Here is a 19899-nt window from a genome sequence, read left to right on the forward strand (position 1 = left end):
CTCATGGCAATCCGTAAGTACAAGCCGACTACCCCGGGCCGTCGTGGCTCGAGCGTCTCGGACTTCGCCGAGATCACTCGGTCGACCCCCGAGAAGTCGCTGGTTCGCCCGCTCCACGGACGCGGTGGACGTAACGCACACGGTCGTATCACCACCCGCCACAAGGGTGGCGGACACAAGCGCGCCTACCGGCTGATCGATTTCCGTCGCAACGACAAGGACGGCGTGCCGGCCAAGGTCGCTCACATCGAGTACGACCCCAACCGCACCGCGCGTATCGCCCTCCTGCACTACGCGGACGGCGAGAAGCGCTACATCATCGCCCCCAAGGGCCTGGTTCAGGGTGCTCCGGTCGAGTCCGGCGCAGGCGCCGACATCAAGCCCGGCAACAACCTGCCCCTGCGCAACATCCCGACGGGTACCACCATCCACGCGGTGGAACTCCGCCCGGGTGGCGGCGCCAAGATGGCCCGCTCGGCCGGATCCAGCATCCAGCTGCTCGGTAAGGAAGGCACCTACGCCACGCTGCGTATGCCGTCCGGCGAAATCCGTCGTGTCGATGTTCGCTGCCGCGCCTCGATCGGTGAGGTCGGCAACGCCGAACAGTCGAACATCAACTGGGGCAAGGCCGGCCGTATGCGCTGGAAGGGCAAGCGCCCGACCGTCCGTGGTGTCGTGATGAACCCGGTCGACCACCCGCACGGTGGTGGTGAGGGTAAGACCTCCGGTGGTCGCCACCCGGTCAGCCCGTGGGGCAAGCCCGAGGGCCGCACCCGCAAGAACAAGGCGAGCGACAAGCTCATTGTCCGTCGTCGCCGTACCGGCAAGAACAAGCGCTAGGAGGGAGTGAAGGATGCCACGCAGCCTCAAGAAGGGCCCGTTCGTCGATGACCACCTCCTCGCGAAGGTGGACGTGCAGAACGAAAAGGGAACCAAGCAGGTCATCAAGACCTGGTCCCGTCGTTCCACGATCATCCCGGACTTCATCGGCCACACGTTTGCGGTTCACGACGGCCGCAAGCACGTCCCCGTGTTCGTTTCCGACTCGATGGTCGGACACAAGCTCGGAGAGTTTGCACCGACCCGCACGTTCAAGGGTCACATCAAGGATGATCGGAAGGCGAAGAGGCGATGAGCAACACCGAAACCGCCAACCCGACCGCCAAGGCAGTAGCGCGCCACGTGCGCGTCACGCCGATGAAGGCGCGTCGTGTTGTGGACCTGGTCCGCGGGCGTTCGGTTGAAGACGCCCTGAACATCCTGAAGTTCGCGCCGCAGGCAGCGAGCGAGCCGGTCGCCAAGGTGATCGCCTCCGCAGCAGCCAACGCCGAGAACAACCTCGACCTGGACCCGAGCACGCTTGTCGTTGCCACGGCGTTCGTGGACGAGGGCGCGACCCTCAAGCGGTTCCAGCCGCGTGCACAGGGACGTGCGTTCCGTATCCGCAAGCGCACCAGTCACATCACCGTGATCGTGGAGAGCCTGCCGAAGACCGGAACATCGACCCGTAATCGCCGGAAGGGAAGTGCTCAGTAGTGGGCCAGAAAATCAACCCGCACGGCTTCCGCCTCGGCATCACCACCGACTGGAAGTCTCGCTGGTACGCAGACAAGCAGTACGCGGAGTACGTCAAGGAAGACGTCGCGATCCGTAAGCTCCTCGCCACCGGCATGGAGCGCGCGGGCATCGCGAAGGTCGAGATCGAGCGCACCCGTGACCGTGTGCGTGTGGACATCCACACCGCTCGCCCGGGCATCGTCATCGGCCGCCGCGGCGCCGAAGCCGATCGCATCCGTTCCGAGCTCGAGAAGCTGACCGGCAAGCAGGTCCAGCTGAACATCCTCGAGGTCAAGAACGCCGAGGCCGAGGCCCAGCTCGTCGCACAGGGTGTGGCCGAGCAGCTCTCGAACCGTGTCGCCTTCCGTCGCGCCATGCGTAAGGCCATCCAGTCGGCCATGCGTCAGCCCAACGTCAAGGGAATCCGCGTTCAGTGCTCCGGTCGTCTCGGCGGCGCCGAGATGTCCCGGTCGGAGTTCTACCGCGAAGGCCGTGTGCCGCTGCACACGCTTCGTGCGGACATCGACTACGGCCTCTACGAGGCCAAGACCACCTTCGGCCGCATCGGCGTGAAGGTCTGGATCTACAAGGGCGACATCGTCGGTGGCAAGCGTGAGCTCGCCGCCAACGTGGCTGCTCCCGCAGGCGACCGCCCGCGCCGTGAGCGTCCGAGCCGTCCCCGTCGTTCCGGTGCCACCGGCACCACCGCGACCAGCACCGAGGCCGGCCGCGCAGCGACCGCCACCGCCGATGCACCCGCTACGACTGAACAGAAGGAGGGCTGACGCATGTTGATCCCACGGCGGGTCAAGCACCGCAAGCAGCACCATCCGAGCCGTTCGGGTGCCGCCAAGGGTGGAACCCAGGTGACCTTCGGTGACTACGGTATCCAGGCTCTCGAGCCGGCCTACATCACCAACCGGCAGATCGAGTCCGCTCGTATCGCCATGACCCGGCACATCAAGCGTGGCGGCAAGATCTGGATCAACATCTTCCCGGATCGCCCCCTCACCAAGAAGCCGGCCGAAACCCGCATGGGTTCCGGTAAGGGTTCGCCCGAGTGGTGGATCGCGAACGTCAAGCCCGGTCGCGTGATGTTCGAGATGAGCTACCCCAATGAGGAGATCGCTCGCGAGGCCCTGCGCCGCGCGATGCACAAGCTCCCGTGCAAGTGCCGGATCGTGACAAGGGAGGAGCAGTTCTGATGGCTACTGGAACCCCAGCCGCAGAGCTCCGCGAGCTCACCGAAGAAGAGCTGGTCACCCGGCTTCGTGAGTCGAAGGAAGAGCTGTTCAACCTTCGTTTCCAGATGGCCACGGGTCAGATGGACAACAACCGTCGACTTCGTACCGTTCGTCACGAGATCGCGCGTATCTACACCGTTCTGCGTGAGCGTGAGCTCGGGCTGGCCGTTGGTCCGGACGCAGGTGACGCGGCATGAGTGAGGAAAAAGCAGTGAGCACTGAAGAGCGCGGCAGCCGCAAGGTCCGCACCGGATACGTCGTCTCCGACAAAATGGAGAAGACGATCGTGGTCGAGCTCGAGGACCGGGTCAAGCACCCGCTCTACGGCAAGATCATCCGGCGCACCAGCAAGGTGAAGGCGCACGACGAGAACGGCGTCGCAGGCATCGGTGACCGCGTGCAGCTGATGGAGACCCGTCCGCTGTCCGCGACCAAGCACTGGCGTCTCGTCGAGGTCCTCGAGAAGGCCAAGTAAGAATCCGAATAATGTATCCAGTACGATGGTGGGGTTGCCTTGCGGCAGACGCACGGCAACCCCACCGTTGTGCCGCCCACCCGGGCGGCCCCTCTCGCAGGGCACGGGTACAGACCGCGCACGTCGGGTCGGAAATCTGCCGTGCAACAGTCCAGGTCAAGGAGAAGTAAGTGATTCAGCAGGAGTCGCGGCTGCGCGTCGCCGACAACACGGGTGCCAAGGAGATTCTCTGCATCCGCGTTCTCGGTGGTTCGTCTCGCCGCTACGCCGGGATCGGTGACATCATCGTCGCCACCGTCAAGGACGCCATCCCGGGTGGAAACATCAAGAAGGGCGAGGTCGTCAAGGCCGTCATCGTCCGTACCACCAAGGAACGTCGCCGTCCGGACGGGTCGTACATCAAGTTCGACGAGAACGCCGCCGTCCTCATCAAGCCGGACAACGATCCCCGTGGCACCCGCATCTTCGGCCCCGTCGGCCGTGAGCTGCGTGAGAAGAAGTTCATGAAGATCGTCTCGCTCGCCCCGGAGGTGCTGTGATGAAGGTGCACAAGGGTGACACCGTGCTGGTCATCGCCGGCAAGGACAAGGGCGCGAAGGGCAAGGTCATCCAGGCCTACCCCGCGACCAACAAGGTCCTCGTCGAAGGCGTGAACCGCATCAAGAAGCACACCGCGGTTTCCGCGAACGAGCGCGGAGCTTCCTCCGGCGGCATCGTCACGCAGGAAGCCCCGATCCACGTTTCCAACGTCGCGGTCGTCGACTCGGACGGCAACCCCACTCGCGTGGGCTACCGGACCGACGAAGAGTCCGGCAAGCGCGTTCGGATTTCCCGGAAGAACGGGAAGGACATCTGACATGACCTCCACTGAGAACAAGATCCAGCCGCGCCTGAAGACTCGCTACCGCGAGGAGATCAAGGCTGCGCTGAACACCGAGTTCGACTACGCCAACGTGATGCAGATCCCCGGCGTCGTCAAGGTCGTCGTCAACATGGGTGTCGGCGACGCCGCGCGCGACGCCAAGCTGATCAACGGTGCCGTCAACGATCTCGCTCTGATCACCGGTCAGAAGCCCGAGATCCGCAAGGCACGCAAGTCCATCGCGCAGTTCAAGCTTCGCGAGGGAATGCCGATCGGTGCCCGCGTCACGCTGCGTGGCGACCGCATGTGGGAGTTCCTGGACCGTCTCGTGTCCGTCGCGCTTCCCCGCATCAGGGACTTCCGCGGCCTGTCGGGCAACCAGTTCGACGGCAACGGCAACTACACGTTCGGCCTGAACGAGCAGTCGATGTTCCACGAGATCGACGTGGACAAGATCGACCGCCCGCGCGGCATGGACATCACCGTGGTGACCACCGCGACCAACAACGAAGAAGGCCGTGCCCTGCTGAAGCACCTCGGCTTCCCGTTCAAGGAGAACTGAGCTAATGGCTAAGAAGGCATTGGTCAACAAGGCCAACAAGAAGCCCAAGTTCGCGGTGCGCGCCTACACCCGCTGCCAGCGCTGCGGCCGTCCGCACTCGGTGTTCCGCAAGTTCGGCCTGTGCCGAATCTGCGTCCGTGAGATGGCGCACGCCGGCGAGCTGCCCGGCGTTCACAAGAGCTCCTGGTGAGCCGGTGACGCTGCCTGCCTCCTCGGCGGCGGCGTCACCCACAGACTTCCGGTTCGTAACCTCGGACCGGGAAACGTAAGACCTACTTCGCGATAGGCCTGCGCCGGAGACGGCAGAGGGAACCGTTGTGAGAAAGGTAGAGGTCAACCTCATGACCATGACCGACCCCATCGCAGACTTCTTGACGCGTCTGCGCAACGCCAACACGGCGTACCACGATGAGGTGAAGTTGCCCCACTCGAAGATCAAGGCGAACATCGCCGAGATCCTCAAGCGCGAGGGTTACATCGCCGACTACCGCACCGAAGACGCCGAGGTGGGCAAGACCCTCATCGTCGACCTGAAGTACGGCCCGAGCCGTGAGCGCAGCCTTGCCGGCGTGCGCCGCGTCTCCAAGCCCGGTCTGCGTGTGTACGCGAAGTCCACCAACCTGCCCAAGGTTCTGGGCGGCCTCGGCGTGGCGATCATTTCCACGTCCACCGGCCTGCTCACCGATCGCCAGGCGGCCAATCAAGGAGTGGGCGGGGAAGTCCTCGCCTACGTCTGGTAAGGGAGGCCACCACAATGTCGCGTATTGGAAAGATTCCCGTCACCGTCCCCGGCGGCGTCGACGTCTCGATCGACGGCCAGGCCGTCACGGTCAAGGGCCCCAAGGGCTCGCTGGCCCTGACGATCTCCGAGCCGATTGCCATTGCGAAGAACGACGACGGCACGCTCAGCGTGACCCGTCCGGACGACGAGCGTCGTAGCCGCGCGCTGCACGGTCTGTCTCGCACCCTGGTACAGAACCTCATCACCGGTGTCACCGACGGTTACACCACCAAGATGGAGATCCACGGCGTCGGTTACCGCGTGGCTCTCAAGGGCAAGGACCTCGAGTTCGCACTCGGCTACAGCCACCCGGTCCCGATCGAGGCTCCGGAAGGCATCACCTTCGCGGTCGAGTCGCCCACCAAGTTCTCGGTGTCGGGCATCGACAAGCAGCAGGTCGGGCAGATCTCGGCCAACATCCGCCGTCTCCGTCGTCCGGACCCGTACAAGGGCAAGGGCGTGCGTTACGAGGGTGAGCAGATCCGCCGCAAGGTCGGAAAGACGGGTAAGTGATATGAGCCAGACTGCAAACCAGAAAGCCAAGCGGGTTCCGCTCGGCAAGGATGCGTCCACGAAGCGTCGCCTGTCGAAGGTGCGTCGTCACTTCCGTCTCCGCAAGAAGGTCTCCGGCACGCCCGAGCGTCCCCGCTTGGTCGTCAACCGGTCCTCGCGCCACATCCACGTCCAGCTCGTGGACGACCTCGCAGGCCACACCCTGGCCGCGGCGTCGACCACCGAGGCCGACGTGCGGGCCGCGGACGGCGACAAGAAGGCCCTCAGTGCAAAGGTCGGTCAGCTGATCGCCGAGCGCGCGAAGGCTGCCGGCGTCGAGACCGTGGTCTTCGACCACGGCGGACACGGCTACCACGGTCGCATCGCGGCCTTGGCGGACGCAGCTCGCGAAGGCGGGTTGAAGTTCTGATGACCATCATTTCGAACGGAAGGACAGCCTGATGCCGGGACGTCAGAGGCGTGACGGCGGAAGCGGACCCGCCGGACAGAATGGCCCCAACACGGGGGACAACCGCGGCGGCGGCGACCGTCGTGGTGGCGGTCGCGACGATCGTCGCGGCGGACAGTCGGCCGAGAAGTCGAACCACATCGAGCGCGTGGTCACAATCAACCGCGTGTCGAAGGTCGTCAAGGGTGGTCGTCGCTTCAGCTTCACCGCTCTGGTGATCGTGGGCGACGGCAACGGACTGGTCGGCGTCGGCTACGGCAAGGCCAAGGAAGTTCCTGCGGCCATCCAGAAGGGTGTCGAGGAGGCTCGCAAGAGCTTCTTCCGCGTTCCGATGATCGGTGGCACCATCACGCACCCGATTCAGGGTGAGGCCGCAGCGGGCGTCGTCATGCTGCGTCCGGCCAGCGCAGGTACCGGTGTGATCGCCGGTGGCGCGGTGCGTGCGGTGCTGGAGTGCGCCGGTATCCACGACATCCTGTCGAAGTCGCTCGGTAGCGACAACGCCATCAATGTCGTGCATGCGACCGTTGCTGCGCTCAAGGGCCTGCAGCGTCCCGAGGAAGTTGCGGCTCGCCGCGGTCTCGCCCTCGAAGACGTGGCTCCCGCCGGCATGCTGCGTGCACGCGCACAGGCTGGGAGCGTGAAGTAATGGCCGACCTCAAGGTCACTCAGATCAAGAGCACCATCGGTACCAAGCAGAACCAGAAGAACTCTCTGCGCACGCTGGGCCTGAAGGGCATTCGTCAGACTGTTGTTCGTGAGGACAACGCACAGAACCGCGGTCTGATCAATGTGGTGCGCCACCTCGTCACAGTTGAGGAGGTCTAACCATGACCATCAAATTGCATCACCTGCGCCCCGCACCCGGAGCCAAGTCCAACAAGATTCGTGTCGGTCGTGGTGAAGGCGGCAAGCGCGGCAAGACCGCCGGTCGCGGCACGAAGGGCACCAAGGCCCGCAAGAACGTGCCCGCAGCCTTCGAGGGTGGACAGATGCCGCTGCACATGCGTCTGCCCAAGCTCAAGGGCTTCACCAACCCGTTCCGCACGGAGTACCAGGTCGTCAACGTCGGCGACATCGCCCGTCTGTTCCCCGAGGGTGGACAGATCACGGTCGAGGACCTCGTTGCGAAGGGTGCCGTTCGCAAGAACCAGCTCGTCAAGGTTCTCGGTGACGGCGATCTGACTGTCGCCGTCCAGGTGACGGTCGACAAGTTCACCGGCTCCGCCAAGGAGAAGATCGCTGCTGCCGGTGGTACGACCACCGAGCTGTGAGCTATCACCGCTAGCCAGTAGATGGCCGCAGTACAGCCTCGCGCTGTACTGCGGCCATTTGCGGCTGTACGGGCAGCACTGCCGCAGGTCTCCCAACTGCGCGTTCAGTTGCCACTGTTAGAGTTCTAGAGTTCATTCACGGACAAGTCTGCTTTCGACTTCGTCTCCCCACCGTCGTGCCAGGAGGATCTTTGCTTTCCGCCTTCGTCTCGGCCCTCAGGACCCCGGACCTGAGGCGGAAGATCCTCATCGCGCTTGGTCTCGTCGCGCTTTATCGCATCGGCGCCGTGATTCCGTCGCCGGGCGTCGACTACGCCAACGTCCGATCCTGTGTCGATCAGCTGTCGGGCGGCGATTCCGCGGGTATCTACTCGCTGATCAACCTGTTCTCCGGCGGCGCACTGCTCCAGCTGTCCGTGTTCGCGATCGGCATCATGCCGTACATCACGGCCAGCATCATCGTCCAGCTGTTGACGGTCGTCATCCCGAAGTTCGAGGAACTCCGGAAGGAAGGCCAGTCCGGCCAGGCGAAGATGACGCAGTACACGCGCTATCTGTCGGTCGCCCTGGCGATCCTGCAGGCCACCGGCATCGTGGCGCTCGCCTCGCGTGGCCAGCTGTTGCAGGGCTGCGAGGAAGAGATCATCGCCGACAAGAGCATCTTCGGTCTCGTGATCATCGTGCTGGTGATGACGGCCGGCGCTGCGCTCGTCATGTGGTTCGGTGAGGTCATCACCGAGCGCGGCGTCGGTAACGGCATGTCGCTGCTGATCTTCTCGGGTATCGCGTCCCGCCTGCCGTCCGAGGGCAAGGCCATCCTGGACAGCCGCGGGGGACTGATCTTCGCGATCATCTGCGTCGCGGCACTCGCCATCATCGCCGGCGTCGTCTTCGTCGAACAGGGGCAGCGGCGCATTCCCGTGCAGTACGCCAAGCGCATGGTCGGCCGCAAGATGTACGGCGGTTCGTCGACGTACCTGCCGCTCAAGGTCAACCAGGCCGGCATCATCCCGGTCATCTTCGCGTCGTCGCTGCTGTATCTGCCGAACCTCATCGCACAGCTCACCGGTGCCACGTCATCCGCCGACCCCAGTTGGTGGCAGCGGATCATCAACGAGTACCTGGTAAATCCGAACAACCCGGTGTACATCGTCATCTACTTCGCGCTGATCGTGTTCTTCGTGTTCTTCTACGTCGCGATCACGTTCAATCCGGAAGAGCGCGCCGACGAGATGAAGAAGTTCGGCGGCTTCATCCCCGGTATCCGCCCGGGTCGCCCCACCGCGGACTACCTGAATTACGTGCTCAACCGCATCACCGTTCCCGGCTCGATCTACCTCGGCCTGATCGCGGTTCTGCCCCACTTCTTCCTGTCCGGAAGCCAGACCTCCAGCAGCATCTTCGGTGGTGCGGCTGTGCTGATTCTCGTCAGCGTCGCCCTGGACACGGTCAAGCAGATCGAAAGTCAATTGATGCAACGTAACTACGAAGGGTTCCTCAAGTGAGACTTGTCCTCCTTGGTCCTCCCGGTGCAGGCAAGGGCACCCAGGCCGCGATTCTGTCCGAGAAGCTCGGCGTCCCCCACATCTCCACGGGCGATCTGTTCCGCGCGAACATCGGCCAGGCCACCCCTCTCGGCCTCGAGGCGAAGAAGTACCTGGACGCCGGCGACCTGGTTCCCAGCGAGATCACCAACAACATGGTGAAGGCCCGCGTCGGCGAACCGGACGCGGCCAACGGATTCCTCCTGGACGGCTTCCCCCGGACCGTCGACCAGGCTCAGGCGCTCGAGGCGATCCTCGCCGAGCTGAACACCAAGCTCGACGCAGTGCTGTCCTTCATCGTCGACGAGGACGTCGTGGTCGAGCGGATGCTGGCCCGTGGCCGCGCCGACGACAAGGAAGACGTCATCCGCAACCGCCTCCGGGTGTACCGCGAGGAGACCGCGCCGCTGCTGGACTACTACAAGGACCAGCTGGTGACCGTCGACGCCCTGGGCGAGGTCGACGAGGTCAACGCTCGCGCACTGGCAGCGCTGGGTAAGTAATGGGCTTCGGGCGTAAGCGCAAGGTCGTTCCGTTCCGGACCGCCGGCGAGCTCGACGCGATGGCGGCCGCCGGTGCCATCGTCGGTGCGGCTCTGGTGGCGGTCCGCGAGGCGGCGAAGCCGGGTGTGAGCACGCTCGAACTCGACGAAGTGGCGGAATCGGTGATCCGCGACGCCGGCGCCGTGCCGTCGTTCAAGGGCTACCACGGGTTCAGTGGATCGATCTGTTCGTCCGTGAACGATCGTGTGGTGCACGGGATTCCCTCGGCGGAAGACATTCTCGCCGAGGGAGACCTCGTCTCCATCGACTGCGGCGCCATTCTCGACGGCTGGCACGGCGACTCTGCGTGGACCTTCGGTGTCGGAGACATCATCGAAGCGGACCAGCAGCTCAGCGAGGCCACTCGGCTGTCCATGGAGGCGGGGATCGCGGCAATGCTTCCCGGCAACCGCCTCACCGACATCTCCCACGCCATCGAGCTCGGCACCCGCGCCGCCGAGGTCGCGCACGACCGCAAGTACGGCATCGTCGACGGCTACGGCGGTCACGGCATCGGCCGGGAAATGCACATGGAACCGTTCCTCGCCAACGAGGGCGCTCCGGGCAAGGGGCCGCAACTAGTGGTTGGCTCCGTTCTGGCGATCGAACCGATGCTGACCCTCGGCACCACGGATACCGTTGTCCTCGAGGACGATTGGACCGTCGTCACCACCGACGGCACCCGTGCCGCGCACTGGGAGCACACGGTCGCCGTCACCGAGGACGGGCCGCGCATCCTCACCCTGCGTCCGTAGTAGCCGCCGCCTTCGGGTACGGGCCTACACGTCGATCAGCAGCGTCACCGGGCCGTCGTTGACGAGGCTGATCTCCATGTGTTCGCCGAACACGCCGGTCTCGACGGTCGCGCCCAGCTCGCGTAGGGCGCTGGTGAACTCGTCCACCAGTGGTTCCGCCACCGGCCTCGGCGCCGCGGCGGACCAGGACGGGCGCCGGCCCCGGCGGGTGTCCGCCATGAGCGTGAACTGACTGGCGACGAGCACCGGGGCATCGAGGTCGGACGCCGACTGTTCGTTCTCCAGGATGCGCATGGTCCACACCTTCTTCGCGAGCAGAGCCGCCTTCGCCTCGTCGTCCGTATGGGTGACACCGACCAGGACGAGCAGCCCGTGGCCGCCGGCCGGGGGAGTGATCCGTCCGACCTCGTCGCCGTCGACGCGGACCGACGCGGACGTCACTCGCTGTACCAGGGCGCGCACGCACACCATCCTTCGAGTCGTGGCAGGTGGGGTCTCGGAAGTCGAATTCTCGCGGGCGGGCGGGTCCGCCAGGGACCGCATTTGGCCTGGTGAGCAATTTCCCGTAACATGGATCAACGGTGCGCTATGCGTGCCGGTTGTTTGCGTGCCCAGTGCCGGATTCGGTCCGGATTGTTCATGTTTCGGCCGGCGAAGAACCCATCGGGCGCCACGGTAACGGAAACAGATGCAATAAGCACGCCAAACAACATGGATCGCGGAGGATATGGCTAAGAAAGACGGGGCCATCGAGGTCGAGGGACGAGTAGTCGAGCCGCTGCCCAATGCGATGTTCCGCATTGAGCTCGAGAACGGCCACAAAGTTCTCGCCCACATCAGCGGAAAGATGCGTCAGCACTACATTCGCATCCTCCCGGAAGATCGCGTTGTCGTAGAGCTCTCGCCCTACGACTTGTCGCGCGGACGCATCGTTTACCGGTACAAGTAAAAGCTTCCCCGCCCGACCAGGTCGGGGAGAAGTACGTCCGCTGCGGATCTGCGTAGTGGGCTGCCACAAAACAGGAGATCAGAAGACGTGAAGGTTCAGCCGAGCGTCAAGAAGATCTGCGAAAAGTGCAAGGTGATCCGTCGTAACGGCCGGGTCATGGTGATCTGCGAGAACCTGCGCCACAAGCAGCGTCAGGGCTAGATCTCCGCTTTTCGAGGATCTGCTTGGCAACAAGCAAAGATGACCTCCCAGCACCAGCCAGTACCCACGGCTCTCGAGCAGGTACTGGTTCACCCCCGGCACGGAGGCCGGGGCCCCACTGAGTTAGTTGAAGCATCGTCGGTCGCGAGACCGCCGACGTTTGAAGAGGCACAGGGGATGGACTGGGAGCAGACCTCCGCACACCGATAGGAATGCCGACATGGCACGACTCGCAGGTGTCGATCTTCCCCGTGAAAAGCGGATGGAGATCGCACTTACTTACATCTACGGCATCGGCCGTACCCGCTCCAAGGAGATCCTGGACGCCACCGGCGTCAGCCCGGATCTGCGGAGCAAGGATCTCTCGGACGAGGATCTGGCCAAGCTCCGCGAGTACATCGAGGAGTCGCTGAAGGTCGAGGGTGACCTTCGCCGCGAGGTCCAGGCCGACATCCGACGCAAGATCGAGATCGGCTGCTACCAGGGCCTGCGCCACCGTCGTGGTCTGCCCGTGCGTGGTCAGCGCACCAAGACCAACGCCCGCACCCGTAAGGGTCCGAAGCGCACCATTGCAGGCAAGAAGAAGGCGAAGTAATGCCCCCCAAGTCACGTGGCACCGGTCCGAAGAAGACCCAGAAGGCGCGTCGCAGGGACAAGAAGAACGTCCCGCACGGCGCCGCTCACATCAAGAGCACGTTCAACAACACCATCGTGTCCATCACGGACCCCGCCGGAAACGTGATTTCCTGGGCGTCCTCGGGACACGTCGGCTTCAAGGGTTCGCGTAAGTCGACCCCGTTCGCCGCTCAGCTGGCCGCCGAGAACGCAGCCCGCAAGGCGCAGGAGCACGGCGTCAAGAAGGTCGACGTCTTCGTCAAGGGCCCCGGCTCCGGCCGTGAGACCGCGATCCGCTCGCTTCAGGCTGCAGGCCTCGAGGTCGGCACCATCTCCGATGTCACCCCCCAGCCGCACAACGGCTGCCGTCCGCCCAAGCGGCGTCGGGTCTAGCGGGAAGGATAGGTAGAAAAAAATGGCACGTTATACCGGACCCATCACCCGCAAGTCGCGTCGTCTGCGCGTCGACCTCGTTGGAGGCGACCAGGCGTTCGAGCGTCGTCCCTACCCGCCGGGCCAGCACGGCCGCGCGCGGATCAAGGAGAGCGAGTACCTGCTCCAGCTGCAGGAGAAGCAGAAGGCTCGCTTCACCTACGGCGTCATGGAGAAGCAGTTCCGCCTGTACTACAAGGAGGCGAACAACCGCCCCGGTAAGACCGGTGAGAACCTGCTCCGCATCCTGGAGTCGCGTCTCGACAACGTCGTGTACCGCGCCGGACTGGCTCGCACCCGCCGCCAGGCCCGTCAGCTGGTCACCCACGGCCACCTCCTTGTGAACAACAAGAAGGTCGACATCCCCAGCTACCGCGTCTCGCAGTACGACATCATCGATGTCAAGGACAAGTCGCTGTCGACGCTTCCCTTCCAGGTCGCGCGCGAGACCCAGGGCGATCGCCCGATCCCGGGTTGGCTGCAGGTTGTCGGCGGACGTCTCCGGGTTCTGGTTCACCAGCTTCCCGAGCGTGCGCAGATCGACGTTCCTCTGCAGGAACAGCTCATCGTCGAGTACTACTCGAAGTAGGCCTGACGGCTCGTGCGCCTTTCCGGTAGTTCCGACTACCGGAAAGGCGCACGGGCACGAAGTGCCTTTCCCATCGTGGGCGTCAAATAGCGGACGCCCGTACAGGAGGAACTCCAATGCTCATTTCTCAGCGACCCACGCTGACCGAAGAGGTCATCGCTGACAACCGCTCGAAGTTCGTCATCGAGCCCCTCGAGCCAGGCTTCGGGTATACCCTCGGCAACTCGCTCCGCCGCACGCTGCTCTCGTCGATTCCCGGCGCTGCTGTCACCAGCATCCGCATCGACGGCGTTCTGCACGAGTTCACCACAGTTCCCGGTGTGAAGGAAGATGTCACCGACATCATCCTGAACCTCAAGGGCCTCGTCGTGAGCTCCGAAGAGGACGAGCCGGTCACCATGTACGTCCGCAAGCAGGGCCCCGGCGCTGTGACTGCAGGCGACATCGTGCCCCCGGCCGGCGTCACCGTGAACAACCCGGATCTGCACATCGCCACCCTGAACGACAAGGGAAAGCTGGAGATCGAGCTCGTCGTCGAGCGCGGTCGCGGCTACGTCCCCGCCGTCCAGAACAAGGCGTCCGGCGCCGAGATCGGCCGTATCCCGGTCGACTCGATCTACTCGCCGGTGCTCAAGGTCACCTACAAGGTGGAGGCCACCCGTGTCGAGCAGCGCACCGACTTCGATCGGCTCGTGCTCGATGTGGAAACCAAGAACTCCATCACCGCTCGGGACGCGCTCGCTTCGGCGGGCAAGACCCTGGTTGAGCTCTTCGGCCTGGCCCGTGAGCTGAACGTCGAAGCAGAAGGCATCGAGATCGGACCCTCGCCCGCCGAGGCCGATCACATTGCTTCGTTCGGACTGCCCATCGAGGACCTGGACCTGACGGTCCGTTCCTACAACTGCCTCAAGCGCGAAGGTGTTCACACCGTCGGTGAGCTTGTCGGCCGTACCGAGTCCGATCTGCTCGACATCCGCAACTTCGGACAGAAGTCCATCGACGAGGTGAAGGTCAAGCTGCATTCGCTCGGCCTGGCCCTCAAGGACAGCCCCGCGTCCTTCGATCCCACCACCGTTGCCGGCTACGACGCCGCCACCGGGACGTGGAGCGACACGGACGCCGGTTCCTTCGGTGATGCCGAGGGCACCGAGGACTACGCCGAGACCGAACAGCTGTAGCTCACGGTCCTTTACTAGGAGATCATCATGCCCAAGCCCAAGAAGGGTGCTCGCTTCGGCGGGTCGGCTTCGCACCAGAAGGCGATCTTCGCCAATCTGGCTACCGCGCTCTTCGAGCACGGCCGCATCACCACCACGGAGTCCAAGGCCAAGGCCCTGCGCCCGTACGCCGAGAAGCTCGTCACGCACGCCAAGGCCGGAACCCTGGCTCACCGTCGCGAGGTTCTGAAGGTCATCCGCAACAAGGATGTCGTGCACACCCTGTTCGCGGAGATCGGCCCGTTCTACGCCGATCGTGACGGCGGCTACACCCGCATCATCAAGACAGTCCCCCGCAAGGGCGACAACGCGCCGATGGCGATCATCGAGCTCGTCAAGGAGAAGACCGTCACCTCCGAGGCCGACCGCGCTCGTCGCGTGAAGGCATCGAAGGATGCGCCGGCTGCTGCTCCCGCCGAGGAGAACGTCGTCGAGGCCGTCGAGGCCGAGGCAACCGACGCCGAGGTCGAGAACGCTGACGCCGTCGTCGAGGCCATCGAGGACGAGACCGCGGCCGACGCTCCCGAGGCCGAAGAGGCCAAGAAGGACTAGTCCACTTGGCTTCGGCACACGCTGAATCGAACGAGCCCGTCGTCCCCCCGAGGGACGGCGGGCCCGTTTCGTATGAGACCCGTCGCTTGCGCCTCGACATCGCCTACGACGGAACCGAATTCTCCGGGTGGGCCCGCCAGAACGCGTTGCGCACAGTGTGCGGGGAGATCGAGGAGAAGCTCGGCGCAGTCCTGCGCACGCCGCTGCAGCTCACGGTGGCGGGGCGCACCGATGCCGGCGTCCACGCCACCGGACAGGTGGCGCACGTCGACGTTCCGGTCGACGCCCTTCCTGACGACCCGTCCCGGCTCGTCCGCAGGCTCGCGCGGTTCCTGCCGAAGGACGTGCGGATCAAGCAGATCGCCTTTGCTCCCGAACACTTCGATGCACGGTTCTCCGCGATGCGCAGGCACTACGAGTACCGCCTGACGTCGGCGGCCTACGGCGCCGATCCGCTCCGAGCCCGGGACACCGTCTCGTATCCGAAGGTCCTGGACCTCGAACTCATGCGCTTGGCGTCTTCGACGCTCTTGGGGCTGCACGACTTCGCGGCGTTCTGCAAACGCCGGGAAGGCGCCACGACTGTCCGCGATCTCCAACGTTTCGACTGGGAGCGCGACGGCGACGTGTTCACGGCCTTCGTCAGCGCCGACGCCTTCTGCTGGTCGATGGTGCGCAGTCTCGTCGGTGCGGTTCTCGCCGTGGGGGAGGGTCGTCGCGACCTCGGCTGGATCGAAGGGCTCCTCCGCGAGAAGTCGCGGTCGAGTTCGATCCTGGTGGCCCCGGCGCACGGACTGTCCCTGGTGCGCGTCGACTACCCGGACGACGCGGATCTGGCGGCACGCAACAAGATCACCCGAGACGTTCGGACCGTGCCGGGCGGCTGCTGCGGCGACTGATCGGAACCCGCGGCGTCGATCACCACCGCGGTCGCGGAGGCACCAGCACCTACGATGGCTCCGGAAGAGAAGGAGCCTGTTCATGACCGCAGTCGCACCCGTCCGGATCGAGATCATCATCGGATCCGTCAGAGTGGGTCGGATCGCTCCCGTCGTCGCCGGCTGGTTCGCCGAACGCGCTCGCGCCTACCCGGGACTGGACGTGGGCATCATCGATCTCGCCGATACGCCGTTGCCGCAGGATCTCGGCGCATCCCCGGTGACGGACGAATTCCGGGAGCGAGTGGGCCGAGCCGACGGGTTCGTGGCCGTCACCTCCGAGTACAACCACGGTTACCCTGCGGCGCTGAAGACCGCGTTCGACAGCGTCAAACACGAATGGCGCTCGAAGCCCATCGGGTTCGTGTCGTACGGCGGGTTGGCCGGCGGACTCCGAGCCACCGAACAGCTGCGTCAGGTGGTGGCCGAATTGCACATGGTGTCGGTGCGGCAGAGCGTGAGTTTCCACCGGGTGCGCAAGCGATTCGACGACCAGGGGCAGACGACCGACGGCGCCGCCATCGACTCGGCGGACCGCATGCTGGCGCAGCTGGCGTGGTGGGCCGACGCGGTCCGTGTTCAGCGCGGGACCACCCCGTACCCCGGCTAGTACTGGTGGACCGGCCGGTACTCGGCCGCGCGAGGCCGGCCGATGAACGCCGTCTCGGAGGAGATCGTGACCAGCATCAGTTCGATGCTCGTCCCTCCGGTCGACAGAAGAATGCGGTCGCCCAGCGCATCCGGCTGGACGATCGACAGGTCCGGTTCGGCACCGGGCCACTGGCTCGGTTCACCGTGGAGGTAGATCGCGGTGACCCCGGCGCGGGGCGGCAGCGCGTTGACGCCGTCGAACACGACGGTGTTGAACCTGTTGTCGGACTGCGGATTGTGGCCCGCGATGCGCAACCGGTCGGGTGTGGCGATGGAGTCGATCAACGAAGACCACGCGTCGGGCCGATCGGTGTGAATGAGCACTCGGGCGCCGGTTGCGACGGCGCGGAACACCAGTTGCTGGGCGAGATACAGTTCACCAGCCACGTAGACCATGCCGACGCCGGGACCTGCGATGCGGGCGGTGATTCCGTGACCGTAATCGTCGGAGCCGATGAGTTGGCCGCACCCCGCTGGGGGTAACTGCAGCGCACGCAGGTCCTCGACGGACATGTCGGTCAACGGCATCACGTCGTCGAGGTCCGGCATCCCGACCGGGAGATTGGACAGCAGCCCGTCCCGGTGCCTGCCCTGCATCGAGACGAGCCCGGGAATCGTGAGCGGCTCGGGCAACGTCCGGGTGGTCACCCGGCAGGCCGCACCGACCTTCACCTGCCCGTCGTGTCCGCTGGGGCGCAGCCGGATCGTCACGGTCGTGCCGAGGCTCGACGGAACCCAGAGCCTCGCGAGCAGGTCTCGCGTCAGGTATCGCGGGTCGACGCCGTAGCCGGTGTTGCACACTCCGGGCAGCGGTGCATGCTTCCATGTCTCCGTGAAGGCCTTCGGATCGACGCCCCGACTGATCTGCAGCGCGGCAGATTCGATCTCCGGGGCGGTGAGAATGCGCGCACGGCAGCCGGAATCGGCCAGTGCACGCACGACGCGGCTTGCCGCGATCGTGATCGCGCGCGACGCACCTTCCTCGCCGCCGCCGCGCCGAGCTACGGCAGCGACACTCTCGGTGGCGTCGAATCGCAGAGCGAGCCAGACCATCCGGGTCGCCGTCGCCGGGAGCGGGCCGACCAGCCTGTCGTACACATCGGTTGCGGGAGAGCCCGCCGCGGCGCGATAACCGTGGCTGACGATGTCGATTCCGCTCAGCGAGATGTCGTGCTGAACAAGGCACGTGGCGAGCGCGTCGGTCGGGAGTTCGTGCGTCGTCTGGAAGCCGTCCCGGGTGATCTGCGTGAGGCTCCCCGCGGGTGGAAGGACCTCGACGACGGCGACCACGCTGCCACCGTCCCAGCGAAGCCCGACGGACTGGCCTGTCGGTGCCTGGAAGCCGACGGTGCGGGTCTGCGTCCGAACGGGTTTGGTGCAATATCGCCAGAACGTCCGGGCCCAGTCCAGGCTCGACCAGCCGCCCACGCGGACGAGCGCGGCGAGAGCGACGACGACCGCGACGACGACGGCGCCCCACCACACCAGCCCGCACAGCGAGGCCACGACCCCGCCGGTCACCCCCAGAAGTTGCGCAACGATCATCTCGGTCGCCGAAAACCGAAGAGACGACGGCCGACGTGTGACGCGCGAACGGTCCATGGTTCCTCCCCCGAATACCTGAACCCAGCAGACCCGTACCCGTCCGCCGTGAAGATTGTCGATGGAACTGTACTGTGTCACCCCGAGCGCTGTGCAGCACGGGGGAGGAACAATGGCTGTAACACCCACCACCCGGTGGCAGGTCAACGGGTATCGCTTTCTGGTCAGACGGATGGAGCACGCCCTGGTGCGTCGCGATGTCCGAATGTTGCACGACCCCATGCGGTCGCAGTCGCGCGCACTCGCGGTGGGGGTCGTGATCGCGTCGCTCGGACTCGCCGCGTGCGCCGCGCTGGCGCTGTTCCGTCCGCAGGACAAGATCGGCGACGCGTCGATCGTCGTCGGCAAGGATTCGGGCGCGATGTTCGTCGTCATGGGCGACACCCTCCGTCCCGTCCTGAATCTCGCGTCCGCCCGGCTCATCGTCGGAAAGTCCGAGGATCCCGTGATCGTCAAGGAATCCGAACTCGACACCCGCCCCCGCGGTGCCCTCGTCGGGATCCCCGGCGCGCCGTCCGCGCTGCCGGCGGGAGACCCCGCGGCGAAGACGCCGTGGACGGTGTGCGACTCGATCGAAGCCGACGGAAATCGTTCCGTCACAACATCGGTCATCGTCGGCGAGACGGAGAGCTCCGAGGGCGGCAGGACTCTCACGGGAGATCAGGCGCTGCTCGCGTCGACTTCCGATGCGTCGTACCTGATCTATGACGGCAAGCGGGCCAGGATCGACCTGGACGATCCGGCGGTCACCCGGGCGCTGGGCCTCGAAGGTACCCGGGCACGCCCGGTGAGCAAGGGCTTCGTCAACGCCGTCCCCGAGGTGCCGCCTCTCGCGGCGCCCGTCATCCCGGGGGCCGGGAGCAGCCCACGGTATCCGTTGCAGGACAAGGTCGTGGGATCCGTCTTCCAGGTGCTGATCGGCTCCGAGACGACGCATTACGTAGTCCTCCGCGACGGAATCCAGAAGATCAGCTCGGCGGTCGCGAACCTGATCTTCCTGTCGGACTCGCACGGAGACACCGAGATGTCGAGCATCACGCCCGACACCATGAACCGGATCCCTTCCGTGGAACAGATTGCGGTGGAAAGCTTCCCGGAGTCGGCGCCGAAGATCGTCGATGCCGCAGAAAGCCCCGTGAGTTGCCTGTCCTGGCAGCCCCTCCGCGCACCGGACGAGTCGGGCTCGAGCGGTCCGGCGGCCGAGCTGTCCCTGGTAGCGGGACGCGCTCTCCCGATACCCGACGGCGCTCGCGCGGTCCAGCTGGCCCAGGCGGACGACGCGGGCGATAACGCGGACTCGGTCTACGTTCGGCCGGGCACGAGCGGTTTCGTGCAGTCGACCGGCATCGAGCCGACTAGCACGCGACGCGACAGCACCTTCTTCCTCGCGGACACGGGAGTCCGGTTCGGTATTCCGGATAAAGAGTCCGCCGAGGCATTGGGCGTCGACGGCGCCCGCCCTCTCGCGCCGTGGCAAATTCTCGGCCTCCTGGCGCAGGGCCCGGCGCTCGGAAAGTCGTCGGCGCTCGTCGCGCACGACGGGGTTGCCCCGGACGCCGCCCCGGCCGCTGTCGCGGCAGGGTCGAACTGAGCGGT

General features: G+C 65.3%; 32 protein-coding genes. 30 read left to right on the forward strand and 2 right to left on the reverse strand.

Going from position 1 to position 19899, the window contains the following annotated elements:
* Window positions 1-3: 3 nt before the first annotated feature.
* The 20 genes from rplB to map all read left to right on the forward strand — a co-directional run bounded on the left by rplB (window position 4) and on the right by map (window position 10557).
* Complete coding sequence (gene rplB, locus ACFVJ3_RS10225) at window positions 4-840, forward strand: 50S ribosomal protein L2 (protein WP_005239633.1); 837 nt, start codon at window positions 4-6, stop codon at window positions 838-840.
* 13 nt (window positions 841-853) lie between these two features.
* Window positions 854-1135: a 30S ribosomal protein S19 gene (rpsS, locus tag ACFVJ3_RS10230; RefSeq protein WP_003940820.1), complete on the forward strand. Its 282-nt coding sequence runs from the start codon at window positions 854-856 to the stop codon at window positions 1133-1135.
* Entirely contained in the window at window positions 1132-1536 is a 405-nt protein-coding gene (gene rplV / locus ACFVJ3_RS10235) for a 50S ribosomal protein L22 (RefSeq protein ID WP_005239634.1), read from the forward strand. Before rpsS ends, rplV begins: the two co-directional genes overlap by 4 nt.
* Window positions 1536-2342, forward strand: coding sequence for a 30S ribosomal protein S3 (rpsC, locus tag ACFVJ3_RS10240; protein WP_005239635.1), 807 nt, complete (start codon window positions 1536-1538; stop codon window positions 2340-2342). Before rplV ends, rpsC begins: the two co-directional genes overlap by 1 nt.
* A 3-nt stretch (window positions 2343-2345) precedes the next feature.
* Complete coding sequence (gene rplP, locus ACFVJ3_RS10245; RefSeq protein ID WP_005239636.1) at window positions 2346-2762, forward strand: 50S ribosomal protein L16; 417 nt, start codon at window positions 2346-2348, stop codon at window positions 2760-2762.
* On the forward strand, window positions 2762-2998 hold the full coding sequence (gene rpmC, locus ACFVJ3_RS10250; protein WP_005239637.1) for a 50S ribosomal protein L29: 237 nt from the start codon (window positions 2762-2764) through the stop codon (window positions 2996-2998). Before rplP ends, rpmC begins: the two co-directional genes overlap by 1 nt.
* Window positions 2995-3276, forward strand: coding sequence for a 30S ribosomal protein S17 (gene rpsQ / locus ACFVJ3_RS10255; protein WP_005239638.1), 282 nt, complete (start codon window positions 2995-2997; stop codon window positions 3274-3276). Before rpmC ends, rpsQ begins: the two co-directional genes overlap by 4 nt.
* A gap of 170 nt (window positions 3277-3446) precedes the next feature.
* Window positions 3447-3815: a 50S ribosomal protein L14 gene (rplN, locus tag ACFVJ3_RS10260; protein WP_005239639.1), complete on the forward strand. Its 369-nt coding sequence runs from the start codon at window positions 3447-3449 to the stop codon at window positions 3813-3815.
* On the forward strand, window positions 3815-4132 hold the full coding sequence (gene rplX, locus ACFVJ3_RS10265) for a 50S ribosomal protein L24 (protein WP_005239640.1): 318 nt from the start codon (window positions 3815-3817) through the stop codon (window positions 4130-4132). The genes rplN and rplX overlap by 1 nt, the downstream gene beginning before the upstream one ends.
* A gap of 1 nt (window position 4133) precedes the next feature.
* Window positions 4134-4700 carry a 50S ribosomal protein L5 gene (gene rplE / locus ACFVJ3_RS10270; RefSeq protein WP_005239642.1) on the forward strand — a complete coding sequence of 189 codons (567 nt, stop codon included), beginning with the start codon at window positions 4134-4136 and terminating at the stop codon, window positions 4698-4700.
* Between the two features lie 4 nt (window positions 4701-4704).
* Entirely contained in the window at window positions 4705-4890 is a 186-nt protein-coding gene (locus ACFVJ3_RS10275; protein WP_005239644.1) for a type Z 30S ribosomal protein S14, read from the forward strand.
* A 151-nt stretch (window positions 4891-5041) separates the two neighbouring features.
* Window positions 5042-5440, forward strand: a complete 399-nt coding sequence (gene rpsH / locus ACFVJ3_RS10280; protein ID WP_005239657.1) for a 30S ribosomal protein S8 — start codon at window positions 5042-5044, stop codon at window positions 5438-5440.
* 14 nt (window positions 5441-5454) lie between these two features.
* Complete coding sequence (gene rplF, locus ACFVJ3_RS10285) at window positions 5455-5994, forward strand: 50S ribosomal protein L6 (protein ID WP_378451962.1); 540 nt, start codon at window positions 5455-5457, stop codon at window positions 5992-5994.
* A 1-nt stretch (window position 5995) separates the two neighbouring features.
* The gene (gene rplR, locus ACFVJ3_RS10290) at window positions 5996-6403 is read left to right on the forward strand and encodes a 50S ribosomal protein L18 (RefSeq protein ID WP_072945701.1); all 408 of its coding nucleotides are present in this window, start codon (window positions 5996-5998) and stop codon (window positions 6401-6403) included.
* A 31-nt stretch (window positions 6404-6434) separates the two neighbouring features.
* Complete coding sequence (gene rpsE / locus ACFVJ3_RS10295) at window positions 6435-7091, forward strand: 30S ribosomal protein S5 (RefSeq protein ID WP_280782636.1); 657 nt, start codon at window positions 6435-6437, stop codon at window positions 7089-7091.
* A complete protein-coding gene (gene rpmD, locus ACFVJ3_RS10300) occupies window positions 7091-7270 on the forward strand; it encodes a 50S ribosomal protein L30 (RefSeq protein ID WP_378417741.1) in 180 nt (59 codons plus the stop codon). Before rpsE ends, rpmD begins: the two co-directional genes overlap by 1 nt.
* A gap of 2 nt (window positions 7271-7272) precedes the next feature.
* The gene (gene rplO / locus ACFVJ3_RS10305) at window positions 7273-7716 is read left to right on the forward strand and encodes a 50S ribosomal protein L15 (protein ID WP_378451963.1); all 444 of its coding nucleotides are present in this window, start codon (window positions 7273-7275) and stop codon (window positions 7714-7716) included.
* Window positions 7717-7907: 191 nt separating this feature from the next.
* Window positions 7908-9221, forward strand: a complete 1314-nt coding sequence (secY, locus tag ACFVJ3_RS10310) for a preprotein translocase subunit SecY (RefSeq protein ID WP_378451964.1) — start codon at window positions 7908-7910, stop codon at window positions 9219-9221.
* Window positions 9218-9763: an adenylate kinase gene (locus ACFVJ3_RS10315; RefSeq protein ID WP_009479373.1), complete on the forward strand. Its 546-nt coding sequence runs from the start codon at window positions 9218-9220 to the stop codon at window positions 9761-9763. The genes secY and ACFVJ3_RS10315 overlap by 4 nt, the downstream gene beginning before the upstream one ends.
* Window positions 9763-10557 (forward strand): type I methionyl aminopeptidase, encoded by a 795-nt coding sequence (map, locus tag ACFVJ3_RS10320; RefSeq protein WP_378451965.1) that lies wholly within the window; start codon window positions 9763-9765, stop codon window positions 10555-10557. The genes ACFVJ3_RS10315 and map overlap by 1 nt, the downstream gene beginning before the upstream one ends.
* Window positions 10558-10581: 24 nt before the next feature.
* On the opposite strand, the gene dtd is transcribed toward map, so the two are convergent.
* Entirely contained in the window at window positions 10582-11019 is a 438-nt protein-coding gene (gene dtd / locus ACFVJ3_RS10325; protein WP_378451966.1) for a D-aminoacyl-tRNA deacylase, read from the reverse strand.
* A 265-nt stretch (window positions 11020-11284) separates the two neighbouring features.
* On the opposite strand from dtd, the gene infA reads away from it, so the two are divergent.
* The 9 genes from infA (at window position 11285) to ACFVJ3_RS10370 (ending at window position 16660) form a co-directional block, all read left to right on the forward strand.
* On the forward strand, window positions 11285-11506 hold the full coding sequence (gene infA, locus ACFVJ3_RS10330; protein ID WP_003418601.1) for a translation initiation factor IF-1: 222 nt from the start codon (window positions 11285-11287) through the stop codon (window positions 11504-11506).
* Between the two features lie 87 nt (window positions 11507-11593).
* The gene (gene rpmJ, locus ACFVJ3_RS10335) at window positions 11594-11707 is read left to right on the forward strand and encodes a 50S ribosomal protein L36 (RefSeq protein WP_003938068.1); all 114 of its coding nucleotides are present in this window, start codon (window positions 11594-11596) and stop codon (window positions 11705-11707) included.
* 220 nt (window positions 11708-11927) lie between these two features.
* Window positions 11928-12302, forward strand: coding sequence for a 30S ribosomal protein S13 (gene rpsM / locus ACFVJ3_RS10340; protein WP_005239677.1), 375 nt, complete (start codon window positions 11928-11930; stop codon window positions 12300-12302).
* On the forward strand, window positions 12302-12715 hold the full coding sequence (gene rpsK / locus ACFVJ3_RS10345; RefSeq protein ID WP_009479376.1) for a 30S ribosomal protein S11: 414 nt from the start codon (window positions 12302-12304) through the stop codon (window positions 12713-12715). Before rpsM ends, rpsK begins: the two co-directional genes overlap by 1 nt.
* 22 nt (window positions 12716-12737) lie before the next feature.
* Window positions 12738-13343 carry a 30S ribosomal protein S4 gene (rpsD, locus tag ACFVJ3_RS10350; RefSeq protein WP_005239683.1) on the forward strand — a complete coding sequence of 202 codons (606 nt, stop codon included), beginning with the start codon at window positions 12738-12740 and terminating at the stop codon, window positions 13341-13343.
* A gap of 116 nt (window positions 13344-13459) precedes the next feature.
* Complete coding sequence (locus ACFVJ3_RS10355) at window positions 13460-14521, forward strand: DNA-directed RNA polymerase subunit alpha (RefSeq protein WP_005239684.1); 1062 nt, start codon at window positions 13460-13462, stop codon at window positions 14519-14521.
* 27 nt (window positions 14522-14548) lie between these two features.
* A complete protein-coding gene (gene rplQ, locus ACFVJ3_RS10360; protein ID WP_378451967.1) occupies window positions 14549-15112 on the forward strand; it encodes a 50S ribosomal protein L17 in 564 nt (187 codons plus the stop codon).
* Window positions 15113-15198: 86 nt separating this feature from the next.
* Window positions 15199-16011 carry a tRNA pseudouridine(38-40) synthase TruA gene (truA, locus tag ACFVJ3_RS10365; protein WP_378451968.1) on the forward strand — a complete coding sequence of 271 codons (813 nt, stop codon included), beginning with the start codon at window positions 15199-15201 and terminating at the stop codon, window positions 16009-16011.
* Window positions 16012-16093: 82 nt separating this feature from the next.
* On the forward strand, window positions 16094-16660 hold the full coding sequence (locus tag ACFVJ3_RS10370) for an NADPH-dependent FMN reductase (protein ID WP_378451969.1): 567 nt from the start codon (window positions 16094-16096) through the stop codon (window positions 16658-16660).
* Here the strand turns inward: ACFVJ3_RS10370 and eccE are convergent.
* The gene (eccE, locus tag ACFVJ3_RS10375; protein ID WP_378451970.1) at window positions 16657-18303 is read right to left on the reverse strand and encodes a type VII secretion protein EccE; all 1647 of its coding nucleotides are present in this window, start codon (window positions 18301-18303) and stop codon (window positions 16657-16659) included. The genes ACFVJ3_RS10370 and eccE overlap by 4 nt on opposite strands.
* 112 nt (window positions 18304-18415) lie before the next feature.
* Here eccE and eccB point away from each other — a divergent pair, with 112 nt between their 5' ends.
* The gene (gene eccB / locus ACFVJ3_RS10380; protein ID WP_378451971.1) at window positions 18416-19894 is read left to right on the forward strand and encodes a type VII secretion protein EccB; all 1479 of its coding nucleotides are present in this window, start codon (window positions 18416-18418) and stop codon (window positions 19892-19894) included.
* Window positions 19895-19899 lie beyond the last annotated feature (5 nt).

It is taken from the genome of Rhodococcus sp. NPDC127593, from assembly GCF_042671975.1.
GTDB lineage: Bacteria > Actinomycetota > Actinomycetes > Mycobacteriales > Mycobacteriaceae > Rhodococcus_F.

Bases quoted from the DNA above. Each gene is read 5' to 3' on its own strand.
- rplB (WP_005239633.1), top strand. From the start codon at position 4: ATGGCAATCCGTAAGTACAAGCCGACTACCCCGGGCCGTCGTGGCTCG.
- rpsS (WP_003940820.1), top strand. From the start codon at position 854: ATGCCACGCAGCCTCAAGAAGGGCCCGTTCGTCGATGACCACCTCCTC.
- rplV (WP_005239634.1), top strand. From the start codon at position 1,132: ATGAGCAACACCGAAACCGCCAACCCGACCGCCAAGGCAGTAGCGCGC.
- rplP (WP_005239636.1), top strand. From the start codon at position 2,346: ATGTTGATCCCACGGCGGGTCAAGCACCGCAAGCAGCACCATCCGAGC.
- rpmC (WP_005239637.1), top strand. From the start codon at position 2,762: ATGGCTACTGGAACCCCAGCCGCAGAGCTCCGCGAGCTCACCGAAGAA.
- rpsQ (WP_005239638.1), top strand. From the start codon at position 2,995: ATGAGTGAGGAAAAAGCAGTGAGCACTGAAGAGCGCGGCAGCCGCAAG.
- rplX (WP_005239640.1), top strand. From the start codon at position 3,815: ATGAAGGTGCACAAGGGTGACACCGTGCTGGTCATCGCCGGCAAGGAC.
- rplE (WP_005239642.1), top strand. From the start codon at position 4,134: ATGACCTCCACTGAGAACAAGATCCAGCCGCGCCTGAAGACTCGCTAC.
- ACFVJ3_RS10275 (WP_005239644.1), top strand. From the start codon at position 4,705: ATGGCTAAGAAGGCATTGGTCAACAAGGCCAACAAGAAGCCCAAGTTC.
- rpsH (WP_005239657.1), top strand. From the start codon at position 5,042: ATGACCATGACCGACCCCATCGCAGACTTCTTGACGCGTCTGCGCAAC.
- rplF (WP_378451962.1), top strand. From the start codon at position 5,455: ATGTCGCGTATTGGAAAGATTCCCGTCACCGTCCCCGGCGGCGTCGAC.
- rplR (WP_072945701.1), top strand. From the start codon at position 5,996: ATGAGCCAGACTGCAAACCAGAAAGCCAAGCGGGTTCCGCTCGGCAAG.
- rpsE (WP_280782636.1), top strand. From the start codon at position 6,435: ATGCCGGGACGTCAGAGGCGTGACGGCGGAAGCGGACCCGCCGGACAG.
- rpmD (WP_378417741.1), top strand. From the start codon at position 7,091: ATGGCCGACCTCAAGGTCACTCAGATCAAGAGCACCATCGGTACCAAG.
- rplO (WP_378451963.1), top strand. From the start codon at position 7,273: ATGACCATCAAATTGCATCACCTGCGCCCCGCACCCGGAGCCAAGTCC.
- map (WP_378451965.1), top strand. From the start codon at position 9,763: ATGGGCTTCGGGCGTAAGCGCAAGGTCGTTCCGTTCCGGACCGCCGGC.
- infA (WP_003418601.1), top strand. From the start codon at position 11,285: ATGGCTAAGAAAGACGGGGCCATCGAGGTCGAGGGACGAGTAGTCGAG.
- rpsM (WP_005239677.1), top strand. From the start codon at position 11,928: ATGGCACGACTCGCAGGTGTCGATCTTCCCCGTGAAAAGCGGATGGAG.
- rpsK (WP_009479376.1), top strand. From the start codon at position 12,302: ATGCCCCCCAAGTCACGTGGCACCGGTCCGAAGAAGACCCAGAAGGCG.
- rpsD (WP_005239683.1), top strand. From the start codon at position 12,738: ATGGCACGTTATACCGGACCCATCACCCGCAAGTCGCGTCGTCTGCGC.
- ACFVJ3_RS10355 (WP_005239684.1), top strand. From the start codon at position 13,460: ATGCTCATTTCTCAGCGACCCACGCTGACCGAAGAGGTCATCGCTGAC.
- rplQ (WP_378451967.1), top strand. From the start codon at position 14,549: ATGCCCAAGCCCAAGAAGGGTGCTCGCTTCGGCGGGTCGGCTTCGCAC.
- ACFVJ3_RS10370 (WP_378451969.1), top strand. From the start codon at position 16,094: ATGACCGCAGTCGCACCCGTCCGGATCGAGATCATCATCGGATCCGTC.
- eccE (WP_378451970.1), bottom strand. From the start codon at position 18,303: ATGGACCGTTCGCGCGTCACACGTCGGCCGTCGTCTCTTCGGTTTTCG.
- eccB (WP_378451971.1), top strand. From the start codon at position 18,416: ATGGCTGTAACACCCACCACCCGGTGGCAGGTCAACGGGTATCGCTTT.